Source organism: Empedobacter sp. R750, assembly GCF_030324345.1.
Classification (GTDB): Bacteria; Bacteroidota; Bacteroidia; order Flavobacteriales; family Weeksellaceae; genus Empedobacter; species Empedobacter falsenii_C.
This window is the reverse complement of sequence record NZ_JACAGF010000005.1, coordinates 25,594-37,585: the sequence shown is the minus strand read 5'-3', so window position 1 is coordinate 37,585 and position 11,992 is coordinate 25,594. Positions and strand designations below refer to the sequence as shown.

10 protein-coding genes are annotated in these 11,992 nt (G+C 34.3%); 7 read left to right on the top strand and 3 right to left on the bottom strand.

Going from position 1 to position 11,992, the window contains the following annotated elements:
* The first annotated feature begins 1 nt into the window (after position 1).
* Positions 2-1,507, top strand: coding sequence for an aldehyde dehydrogenase family protein (locus HXZ74_RS06895; RefSeq protein WP_286474546.1), 1,506 nt, complete (start codon positions 2-4; stop codon positions 1,505-1,507).
* 28 nt (positions 1,508-1,535) lie between these two features.
* Positions 1,536-1,907 (top strand): DUF779 domain-containing protein, encoded by a 372-nt coding sequence (locus HXZ74_RS06890; RefSeq protein ID WP_286474545.1) that lies wholly within the window; start codon positions 1,536-1,538, stop codon positions 1,905-1,907.
* A 53-nt stretch (positions 1,908-1,960) separates the two neighbouring features.
* Here the strand turns inward: HXZ74_RS06890 and gltX are convergent, their stop codons facing one another.
* Positions 1,961-3,469, bottom strand: a complete 1,509-nt coding sequence (gene gltX, locus HXZ74_RS06885) for a glutamate--tRNA ligase (protein ID WP_286474542.1) — start codon at positions 3,467-3,469, stop codon at positions 1,961-1,963.
* A 118-nt stretch (positions 3,470-3,587) separates the two neighbouring features.
* Between gltX and HXZ74_RS06880 the strand changes: the two genes are divergently transcribed.
* The 4 genes from HXZ74_RS06880 to HXZ74_RS06865 all read left to right on the top strand — a co-directional run bounded on the left by HXZ74_RS06880 (position 3,588) and on the right by HXZ74_RS06865 (position 9,005).
* Complete coding sequence (locus HXZ74_RS06880) at positions 3,588-4,457, top strand: MBL fold metallo-hydrolase (protein WP_286474540.1); 870 nt, start codon at positions 3,588-3,590, stop codon at positions 4,455-4,457.
* A gap of 86 nt (positions 4,458-4,543) precedes the next feature.
* Positions 4,544-6,217 (top strand): PSP1 domain-containing protein, encoded by a 1,674-nt coding sequence (locus HXZ74_RS06875; protein ID WP_286474538.1) that lies wholly within the window; start codon positions 4,544-4,546, stop codon positions 6,215-6,217.
* On the top strand, positions 6,201-6,662 hold the full coding sequence (locus HXZ74_RS06870) for a gliding motility lipoprotein GldH (protein WP_084106949.1): 462 nt from the start codon (positions 6,201-6,203) through the stop codon (positions 6,660-6,662). Before HXZ74_RS06875 ends, HXZ74_RS06870 begins: the two co-directional genes overlap by 17 nt.
* A gap of 6 nt (positions 6,663-6,668) precedes the next feature.
* A complete protein-coding gene (locus HXZ74_RS06865) occupies positions 6,669-9,005 on the top strand; it encodes a transglycosylase domain-containing protein (protein WP_286474536.1) in 2,337 nt (778 codons plus the stop codon).
* A gap of 54 nt (positions 9,006-9,059) precedes the next feature.
* On the opposite strand, the gene HXZ74_RS06860 is transcribed toward HXZ74_RS06865, so the two are convergent.
* Entirely contained in the window at positions 9,060-9,281 is a 222-nt protein-coding gene (locus HXZ74_RS06860; RefSeq protein ID WP_286474534.1) for a hypothetical protein, read from the bottom strand.
* 14 nt (positions 9,282-9,295) lie between these two features.
* On the bottom strand, positions 9,296-9,820 hold the full coding sequence (locus tag HXZ74_RS06855; protein ID WP_286474531.1) for a GNAT family N-acetyltransferase: 525 nt from the start codon (positions 9,818-9,820) through the stop codon (positions 9,296-9,298).
* A gap of 94 nt (positions 9,821-9,914) precedes the next feature.
* On the opposite strand from HXZ74_RS06855, the gene metG reads away from it, so the two are divergent.
* On the top strand, positions 9,915-11,951 hold the full coding sequence (gene metG, locus HXZ74_RS06850; protein WP_286474528.1) for a methionine--tRNA ligase: 2,037 nt from the start codon (positions 9,915-9,917) through the stop codon (positions 11,949-11,951).
* Positions 11,952-11,992 lie beyond the last annotated feature (41 nt).

The following is an 11,992-nucleotide window of genomic DNA, read 5'->3' as shown; positions in this document are numbered from 1 at the left end:
AATGGGAAACTTAGTTAATGTACCTACATTCAAAGATCATTATGACAATTACATCAATGGTCAATTTACGCCACCTACAAACGGAAAATACTTTGATGTTGTAACACCACTTACTGGAAAAGTTTTTACAAAAGCTGCACATTCTTCGGAAGAAGATTTAGCAAAAGCGGTAGACGCTGCTCACGAAGCTTTCAAAAGTTGGAGTCAAACTTCGCCAACGCAACGAAGCATTATTTTGAATAAAATTGCAGATCGAATCGAAGAAAATTTACAAAATGTTGCAGCTGTAGAAACCTACGATAACGGAAAACCTGTTCGTGAAACGTTGAATGCTGATATTCCTTTAGCAATCGATCATTTCAGATATTTTGCTTCGGTAATTCGTGCTGAGGAAGGTTCTATCAACGAATTAGATAAAGATACAGTTTCAATTATTATCCACGAGCCAATTGGTGTTGTTGCTCAAATTATTCCTTGGAACTTCCCAATTTTGATGGCGGTTTGGAAATTAGCTCCTGCTTTGGCTGCTGGAAACTGTGTGGTTTTAAAACCTGCTGAATCTACACCTATCTCGATTTTATATTTATTCGAATTAATTGGAGATTTATTACCTCCAGGAGTTGTTAACATTGTAAATGGTTTCGGTGGAGAATTAGGTCGCGCATTGGTGACAAATCCTAAAGTATCGAAAGCTGCATTTACAGGATCTACAGCTACAGGACGTTTCGTGATGCAATATGCAACAGAAAATATTATTCCAGTAACGTTAGAATTAGGAGGGAAATCACCTAATGTATTCTTCGAATCTGTGATGGATCATGATGATGATTTCTTAGATAAAGCAATTGAAGGAGCGGTATTATTTGCTCTTAATCAAGGTGAAATTTGTACATGTCCTTCAAGACTATTAATTCAAGAATCTATTTATGATAAGTTTATTGCACGAGTTGTAGAACGTGTAAATATGATTAAAGCAGGAAATCCTCTTGATCCTGAAACAATGATTGGTGCGCAAGCTTCTCAAATTCAGTATGACAAAATTTTAAGTTATATTAAGTTAGGAAAAGAAGAAGGTGCAGAAGTTTTAACTGGTGGAGATGCCAATCATTTACAAGGTGATATCGAAAATGGTTATTACATCAAACCAACATTATTTAAAGGAAATAACAAGATGCGTATTTTCCAAGAAGAGATTTTTGGACCTGTATTAGCGGTGACAACTTTCAAAGATGAAGCAGAGGCGATTGAACTTGCTAATGACACAATTTATGGTTTAGGAGCTGGTGTTTGGACGCGTGATGCACATCAATTGTATCAAGTTCCACGCGCTATTCAGGCTGGTCGTGTTTGGGTTAATCAATATCATAGTTATCCTGCTGGAGCGCCTTTCGGAGGTTATAAACAATCTGGAATCGGACGTGAGAACCACAAAATGATGTTAGATCATTATCGTCAAACTAAAAATATGTTAGTTTCTTACAGCAAAAAGAAATTAGGTTTTTTCTAAATCAATAATTAATTAAAAATCTCAAAAAATGGAACGTGTTGATGCAACAGAAAAAGCGATTAATTTATTGAATGAATTAAAAGCAAAACATGGCGATTTAATGCTTTATCAAGCTGGAGGTTGCTGTGAAGGAACGCAACCACAATGTTTCAGAAAAGGGGAATTTTACCTTCGATACAAAGATGTTTGCATTGGAGAAATTGATGGAGTTGAATTTTGGATTGACAAAGATCTGTTCGAATATTGGAAACATGCGCATTTCGAATTAGATGTGATTGATGCGATTGGCGCAGGAGGTTTTTCGTTAGAAGTTCCGCTTGGCAAAACATTTAAAGTCAATTATCGAATATTCTCTCAAGAAGAACTTAATCAATTAGACGAAGTCAAAATCAATTTATAACAGAAAAGCCATTTGCAATGCAAATGGCTTTTTTATTTATGATAGAAATAATTTTATCCTAAAACTTCAATCGCTTTGTTAATACGTGCAATCGTTTCCTCTTTTCCTAAAGTTGCCATAATTACAGGAACATCTGGTCCTTGTAAAGCACCAACTAAACTAAGACGTAAAGGCATTCCGATTTTTCCAAATCCAATTTCTTGCGTTGTAACAAATTCTGCCATTGCATCGTGTAAAACCTCTGAAGTAAATTCTGATGAATTTAAAACTTCAACAAATTTTCCTAAAATCTCTTTCGAATCATCTTTCCAAGCTTTTTTAGCAGCTTTTTCGTCGTAAGTAGAAGGAGCTATATAAAAGAATTGACCTTGTTCGAAAATATCTTTTACAAAGTTTGCTCTTTCTTTTAACAATTCAACCACTTTTGCATCTAAAGCTGGATTAGCTTCGATTCCGTTTTCTTTTAAAACTTCTTCAAAAGATGGTATTAATTCTTCAACAGATTTTTGTTGTAAATATTGATGATTAAACCAAGTTGCTTTCTCTGGAGAAAAACGTGCACCCGATTTTGAAACTTTTTCTAATGAAAATAATTGAATCAATTCATCCATTGTAAAAATCTCTTGATCAGTTCCAGAATTCCATCCTAATAATGCTAACATATTCAATACTGCATCTGGGAAATAACCTTCTTGTTTGTATCCTTTTGCAATTCCTTCTTCTGTTTTCCATTCCATTGGGAAAACTGGAAATCCGTGTTTGTCTCCATCACGTTTGCTTAATTTTCCTTTTCCTTCTGGTTTTAAGATTAATGGTAAATGTGCAAAACGAGGTGCTTCCCAACCAAATGCATCATACAATAATTCGTGCAAAGCCATTGATGGTAACCATTCTTCTCCACGAATTACGTGAGAAATTCCCATCAAATGATCGTCCACAATATTGGCTAAGTGATACGTTGGCATTCCATCAGATTTAAACAAAACTTTATCATCTAAAGTTGCTGCATCAATCGTGATTTTTCCACGAATCATATCATCCAATAAAACTGTACGAGAATCATCAATTTTGAAACGAATCACATAAGGCGTTCCATTCCCAATTAAAGCTTTTGTTTCATCTTCCGTCATTGATAACGAGTTTTTCAACTTTCCTCTTGTCGACCAATTATAAATAAATGTTTCTTTATTTTCTTCTGCTTTTGCACGTGCAGCGTCTAATTCTTCTGCCGTATCAAACGCATAATATGCATTTCCAGAAGCTAATAATTCGTCTACATATTGTTTGTAGATTTCTTTACGCTCTGATTGACGGTAAGAACCTAAATCTCCACCAAAACCAACACCTTCATCAGGAGTTAAGCCTAACCATTTCAACGAATCGATAATATATTGTTCAGCACCTTCCACATAACGTGTTTGGTCTGTATCCTCTATTCTTAATAAGAATTTTCCGTTATTATGTTTTGCGAAAAGATAATTGTATAACGCAGTACGGACTCCTCCGATGTGTAACGCACCTGTTGGACTTGGCGCAAATCTTACACGAACTTCTTTTGCCATTGTATCAAAATTTTTGCAAATTTAAGTCGTTCAATTCTATAATAGATATTTATTTTAAATAATATTCTATTTTTTATCTTCGTAAAACGAAAATTCAACAAAATAAAACCACATAAAAATGAAATTATATACAATAGAAACAGGAAATTTTAAATTAGATGGCGGTGCCATGTTCGGAATTGTACCAAAATCGATTTGGAATAAAACAAATCCTGCTGATGATAGAAATTTAATAGATCTTGCGATGAGATGTCTTCTAATCGAAGATGGCGAAAGATTAATTTTGATTGATACAGGAATCGGAACTAAACAAGATGCAAAATTCTTTGGATTTTATTATTTATGGGGGGATGCTACTTTGGATAATTCTTTAGCCAAACATGGATTTCATCGAGATGATATTACAGATGTTTTCTTGACGCATTTACATTTTGATCATTGTGGTGGTGCAATTCAATACAACAAAGAGAAAGATTATTTGGAAGCTTCATTCAAAAACGCAAAATTTTGGTCAAATGCGAATCATTGGGATTGGGCAGTAAATCCAAATCCTCGCGAAAAAGCATCTTTCCTAAAAGAAAATATTTTACCTCTACAAGAAAGTGGACAACTTAATTTGATTGATTTGCCTCAAAATGGATCAATTTTAGAAAATTCTCCACTTGGTTTTGATATTTTATTTGTAGATGGACATACCGAAAAACAAATGTTGCCAATTATTACCTATAAAGGCAAAAAAATAGTTTATATCGCAGATTTAATCCCAACTGTAGGACATATTCCGCTAATTTATGTGATTGGGTTTGATACACGACCTTTAATAACAGTTGAAGAAAAAGGAACGTTTTTACAAAAAGCAGTCGAAAATGAATATATTTTGTTTTTTGAACACGATCATGTCAACGAATTAGCTACGTTAAAATTAACAGAAAAAGGTATTAGATTAGACCAAACCTATTCATTCTCAGAAGTTTTTGATTCAATTTAAAATCAATTTCATAACCGAAATGATTTCACAAATTCAGAAAAATATTTTCATACCTTTGTGTTGTCATTTAAAAAAATTATAGAAGCATGGGATGTGGATCTTGTGGAACTTCTAATGGCCTTCCGAAAGGATGTAACAATAATGGTGCTTGTGGCACTGATGGTTGTGGAAAATTATCAGTTTTTGATTGGTTATCGAATATGCAACTTCCAAATGGACAAGAAAAGTTCAATTTTGTGGAAGTTCGTTTCAAAAACGATCGAAAGTTTTATTATAAAAACGAAAACAACATATCTCTAAATATTGGCGATGTAATCGCTGTTGAAGGAACACCTGGTCATGATATTGGGGTTGTTACACTTACGGGTGAGCTTGTTAGAATCCAGATGAAAAAAAAGAATCTTTCGTGGACTGCGGAAGATGTCAAGAAGGTTTATCGTAAAGCGAACCAAAAAGATATAGAAACTTGGGTAGAGTTTCGAGATAGAGAAAAACAAACAATGGTTGATTCTCGAATTATGGCGAAAAACCTTAATTTGGAAATGAAAATCTGTGATGTTGAGTACCAAGGGGATGGAGCGAAAGTTACATTTTATTATACAGCAGAAGGACGTGTCGATTTCCGTCAATTAATCAAAGAATACGCAGGTAAATTTGGCGTAAGAATTGAGATGAAACAAATCGGATATCGTCAAGAAGCAGCAAAAGTTGGTGGAATTGGATCTTGTGGACGCGAATTATGTTGTTCGACTTGGTTAACAGATTTCCGCTCTGTGAGCACTGCTGCGGCACGTTATCAACAATTGTCAATTAACTCGCAAAAGTTAGCTGGACAATGTGGTAAATTAAAATGTTGTTTAAATTTTGAATTAGATTCATATTTAGATGCATTAAATAGTTTTCCGTCGATAGAAAGCCGTTTCGAGACTGAAAAAGGTTGGGCACATTGTGTTAAAATAGACGTTTTCAAGAAAGAAATGTGGTTTGCTTATGACAAAGGAGGAATTGTTTGGTACAAATTTTCGGTAGACGATATTCAAGAATTTTTAGCAATTACTGCAAAAGGTCAAAAAACTGAACCTTTAGAAGATTTAGCTAAAAATGTAGAAGAATCGAAACCAGATTTTACAGATGTAATTGGAGAAGATTCTTTAGAACGTTTTGAACGTAAAGAAAAGCAAAACAAAAAACGTAAAAGAATTAAGAATAATCAAAATTCTGGAAACGAAAAAGTTGCGACGAATGCTAATAATCTAAAACCTCAGAAGGCAAAACAAAAACAGCCTAACGAAGCGAAAGATAAGGCGAATCGTCTTGAAAATAAACAAGGAAAGAATCCAAATCAGTCTAAAAAGAATAATCAAAGTAGACCGAACAAAAATTCGAATCCTAATCAGAATCAGCAACAACAAAATCAGCCAAAAGAGAAGCAACAGCCAACTCAGGCGAAAGAGCAACAAGCTCAACCAAATACTGATCAGCAAAAGCCGCAAGGAAATAATCGCAATCGCAATCAACAAAAGCGAAAACCGAATAATCCGAGCAATAATAGCCAACAAAATAATCAAACAAATCAGGCTAATCAGTCAACTCAACAACCAAAAAAACAACCTCAGCAAAATAATCAAAATGCTGAGCAAAAACCGAAAACTAAGGACGAGAATCAAGCAAATAATTCTCAACCGAAACCAAATAAATCGAAGAATCGAAATAAAAAAAGATTTAATCGTGGGCCAAAACCAGATGATACGCAACAGTAGTTTGCTTTTTATTTTAGTCTTTTTATTGTTTAGTTGCGAGGCTAAACATTATTATCAAGACACAAAAGATGTGAAAGACGAATGGAAGAGTAATCAGCCTCAAACCTTTACGTTTGATGTAAAAGATCCTAAACCTTCGGCTGTTAACATTGGATTTGTGTTAAGAAATAATACGTCGTATGAATATAGTAACTTATATTTGTTCACGAAATTCATCGATCCTAAAGGAAATGAAATGATTGATACCTTACAGTATTACATTGCAAATCCTGATGGAAGCTGGATTGGTAAAGGAATGACAACAAAAGAAATGATGTTGGTTTATCGCGAAAATTTACCAATAAAAGACTCTGGTCGCTATCAACTAAAAGTTTGGCAAGGTATGCGAACAAAGAATTTGAAAGGAATCGAAGACATTAGTTTGATTGTTGATAAAGCTGAATAATACAGAATGGAAAACAATAAAAATCCTAAAACAAGCGCAACTTCTAAAGCAAAAAAGAAGTTCAATAGCTTTTCATTAGCCAAAAAAATAATCGTTACCATTTGGGTACTGTTTTTTTGTGCCGTATTAGGAATTTTCGGAATCTTTTGGGCGACATCTAACGGATGGTTAGGTGAAATTCCCAATGTACGTGATTTAGAAAATCCTGATATTTATGTTTCATCAGAAATTATTTCTTCTGATGGTGTTTTGTTAGATCGTTTCGAAGCAGAACGCAGAACACCAGTCGATTACAAAGATTTACCACCACATTTAGTTGATGCATTGTTAGCAAAAGAGGACGTTCGTTTCTTTGATCATTCAGGTGTAGATATTAAAGCTGCTTTCCGTGCTATATCTTCAGGAGGTGATTCAGGAGGTGGATCTACAATTACACAGCAGTTAGCAAAACAGTTGTATACAAAAGATCCTTCTTCTAATAAAGTGAAACGTGGTTTACAAAAACTAAAAGAATGGGTAACATCTGTTCAATTAGAAAAATTGTATACAAAAGAAGAAATCATTGCGATGTACTTCAATAAGTTTGACTTTATCTATGGTGCAAAAGGTATTGAATCTGCTTCTAAAGTTTATTTCAACAAAACAACAAAAGAATTAAACTTAGATGAAGCTGCAACATTGGTTTCAATGTTTCAAAATCCTGTAAAATTCAACCCTGTAAAAAATCCTGCATTATCTACAGAAAAAAGAAATCTTGTATTAGATCAAATGATGAAATACAACAAAATTTCTCAAGCTGAAGGGGAAGCTGCAAAAGCTACACCATTGGTTACAGATAAACAAGATATTATGCAGCATGATGAATCACATTCAGCATATTTCAAATCTGCTTTGAGAAAGGAAATTCAGCAATGGATGGTTGATTATGAGAAAGAAACAGGAAAATCATATAACCTTGAAAAAGATGGTTTAAAAATCTATGTAACGTTAGACTCAAGAATGCAAAATTTAGCTGAAGAAGCGGTTAAAAAACAATTAAAAGTTTTACAAGATCAATTCTTTGGAGAGCAACGTGGACGTAGTTTAGCACCATTTTATAATATTTCTGCTGCAAAAAGAACACAAATCTTTAAGCAAGCAATGGCTCGTACAGATTTGTATAAAAAGATGAAAGCCGAAGGAAAATCTGAAGCTGAAATCGAAACTGTTTTCAATACACCTCGCGACTCTGTTCAGTTCTTTACATGGAACGGAATTCAGTACAAAAAAGGGAAAACATTGATGGATTCAATCGAATATCACAAACATATTTTACAAGCTGGTTTGATGTCAATGGATCCAAAAGATGGAACAATCAAAGCTTGGGTTGGAGGAATCGATTGGAATTATTTCAAATTTGACCACGTAAAACAAGCGCGTCGTCAGGTAGGTTCTACGTTCAAACCGTTTGTTTATGCAACAGCGATTAATCAATTAGGATTAACACCTTGTCATACCGTTTCTAATGAGAGAATTCCAGGAAAATGGTCTCCTCGAAATACTAACGGTAAATATGGTGGATCTCAAGATTTAAGAACTGCATTAGCTTATTCTACAAATATTGTCGCTGCACGTTTGATTATGCAAACAGGTGAAGAACCTGTAATTCAAATGGCTCGTGACCTTGGAGTTGAATCTCCTATCGTAAAAGATCCTACAATTGCATTAGGTTCTGCCGATTTATCTTTATATGAGATGGTTGGTGCGATGAGTGCATTTGCAAATGGTGGTATTTACATTAAACCGCAATTAATCTTAAGAATAGAAGATAAGCAAGGAAAAGTTATCAAAGATTATACGCCACAAACACGAGAAGTTGTTAATGAAAACGTAGCGTACACTATGATTGATTTGATGAAAGGTGTTGTAGATAGAGGTTCTGGTGCGAGATTAAGAAATCGCTACGGAATGACTGCCGAAATTGCTGGTAAAACAGGTACAACAAACGATAACTCTGATGGTTGGTTTATGGGATTAACACCAAATTTAGTTACTGGAGTTTGGGTTGCTGCAGAAGACCGATTTGCTCACTTTGCAAGTACAGCCACAGGACAAGGAGCCAATACAGCTTTACCTATTTGGGCTTACTATATGCAAGGCGTTTACAAAGAAGGAGGAAAATTTGGCGTAACAGCTGGAGATAAATTTGACAAACCTAAGGACATTGAAAAACACTGGGATTGTTCGAATACATACGGATTCCATCAATATGATGAAATGTATGATCCAGGTCCAATTATCGAAGGAAGTGGTAGTGAAAGCGTAGGCGAAAACTATGAAATTCCTGAAGAAGAAGGTCAATAATTAAATTGATATAAACAAAATAGCCACTCAAAATTGGGTGGCTATTTTTATGATTTATAATTCTTCTTTTTCGTCTTCGTTATCAAACTGATTGTTGTACGATTCACGTTCTTGTGACAATTTCTTTTCGCGTTGTTTTTTCTTAAAATCACGAATCGTCATATACGTTAACAACACAACAAGCGCTGCAACCAAAAAATAATTAGCATACGTAAATAAATTCGTAATTGTATCCGTTACCACCTCATCTGGTGTTACAACAGCTTTTTCTTCCATAGGAAATATTTTAATTATTGATAGAATTCTTTCGGATATTCTACCATTCCATTTACATTTTTCAGCGCATCTTCCTCCAACTCAATTGCCATACAATTTTCATCTGGAACATCAAAAGGTAATTGAATATCAAAGTCAGATGCTTTTCTGTAACCAAATTTAGGATAATAAGTTGGATGACCTAACAAAATAATCGATTCAAAACCTAATTCTCTCGCTTTCTTATGCGCAAATTCTATTAAATGACCACCAATTCCATTTCCCTGATAATTAGGTAAAACCGCTACAGGAGCGAGCGCTAAAGAATCGTAAGAAAAGTCTGAATGATTAATTTTAATCTTTGTCAATAAAATATAACCAACAGTAAGTCCATTCATTTCAAAAACAATAGACAAATCAGGAACAAAACCATCAGAATTTCGTAATCGTTCAACTAAAAATTGTTCACGATGATCACTATATTCTTCATTTTCAAAAGCCTTTTCAATCAATTTAAAAACTTGTTCATAATCGCTTTTCTCCTCTTTCCTAATATTCATTCCTCCATCAATAGATTAACCTTATAAAATTAGAAAAAGGTTTTAACAAAACAAACAACAAATCGTATCTTTGTCGCTTATAGATTTTAAGCAAATGAGTCAACCAAAAAGATATACAATTACAGCGGCTTTACCTTATGCTAACGGACCATTGCACATTGGTCATATGGCAGGTGTTTACGTTCCTTCTGATATTTATGCGCGTTTTTTACGAAGAAAAGGAAAAGATGTAGCATTTATTGGAGGTTCTGACGAACATGGTATTCCAATTACAATTCGTGCCAAAAAAGAAGGCGTTACGCCTCAAGATATTGTTGATCGTTACCACGAGAACATCAAAAATACATTGGCTAATTTTGGTGTGACGTTCGATATTTATTCTCGTACAACATCTGATAAACACAGAGAAGTTGCTCAAGATTTCTTCAAAACGTTATATGATAACAACAAGTTTACAGAAGATGTTACGGAACAATTTTACGATGAAGATGCGCACGAATTTTTAGCGGATCGATACATTCGTGGTGAATGTCCGAAATGTGGAAATCCTGATGCTTACGGCGATCAATGTGAAAAATGTGGCTCTACATTAAGCCCAGAAGAATTGATTAATCCTCGTTCTGCTTTATCTGGAAATACGCCAATCAGAAAAGAAACAAAAAACTGGTATTTACCATTGGATCAATATCAAGATTTCTTATCAAAATGGATTTTAGAAGGTCACAAAAATGATTGGAAATCGAGTGTTTATGGTCAAGTAAAATCTTGGTTAGACGATGGTTTGAAACCTCGTGCAATGACACGCGATTTGAACTGGGGAATTCCTGTTCCTGTTGATGGAGCTGAAGGAAAAGTAATGTATGTTTGGTTTGATGCACCGATTGGTTACATTTCTTTCACGCAAGAATGGGCAGAGAAAAACGGTAAAAATTGGAAAGATTATTGGCAAAACGAAGAAACGAAATTGGTTCATTTCATCGGAAAAGACAATATCGTTTTCCACTGTATCATTTTCCCAACAATGATGAAAGCGCATGGCGATTACATTATGCCTGATAATGTTCCTGCAAATGAATTCTTGAATTTAGAAGATGATAAAATCTCAACTTCTCGTAATTGGGCAGTTTGGGCACACGAATATTTAGAAGATTTCCCGAATCAACAAGATACATTGCGTTATGTGTTGACGGCAAATATGCCTGAGAATAAAGACAATAACTTTACGTGGAAAGATTTCCAAACGAAGAATAATTCTGAATTAGTTGGAATTTTAGGAAACTTTATCAACCGTGTAATGGTTCTTTCTCACAAATATTACGAAGGAATTGTTCCTTCAAAAACAATTGAATTTGAAGAATTAACTGAAATCAAATATTTTGCAAAGCGCATTGGTGATCATTTAGATAAATATGAATTCCGTGCTGCGTTGACAGAATATATGAATTTGGCTCGTCTTGGAAATCAATTTTTACAAGCGCAAGAACCTTGGAAAAAAGGTGATGATCCAGAAGCTGTAAAAGGAATAATGTACGCTGCGACGCAAATTGCTGCTGCATTAGGACAATTAGGAGAACCATTTATTCCATTCGCTTCTGAAAAAATGTTGGCTATGATGAATGTAGAAAAAATGAGTTGGGATGATTTAGAATCAACAGACGAATTTGTAAAAGCTGGACATCAATTAGGACAATCTGAATTAATTTTTGCAAAAATTGAAGACGAAGCCATCGAAGCACAAATCAATAAATTAAACGAAAGTAAAGTCAAAAATAATATGACAAATCCAAACGCAGAACCTCAAAAAGAATTGATTTCTTTTGATGATTTCCAAAAAATGGATATCCGTATCGGAACTATTTTAGAAGCGAAAAAAGTTGAAAAAGCAGACAAATTATTCGAACTAAAAGTAGATACAGGAATGGACGTTCGTACAATTGTTTCTGGTATTGCAGAACATTTTACGTTAGAAGAAATCGTTGGAAAACAAGCAATAGTTTTAGCAAATTTAGCGCCTCGTAAAATTCGTGGAATCGAATCGAACGGAATGTTATTATTCGCTGATAAAGCAGACGGAAAATTAACGTTCGTAAATCCAGAAGAACAAACGCCAAACGGTGTTCAGGTTGGATAGACTTAGATTTTAGATATAAGTATTGAGATATTAGAAAGCCA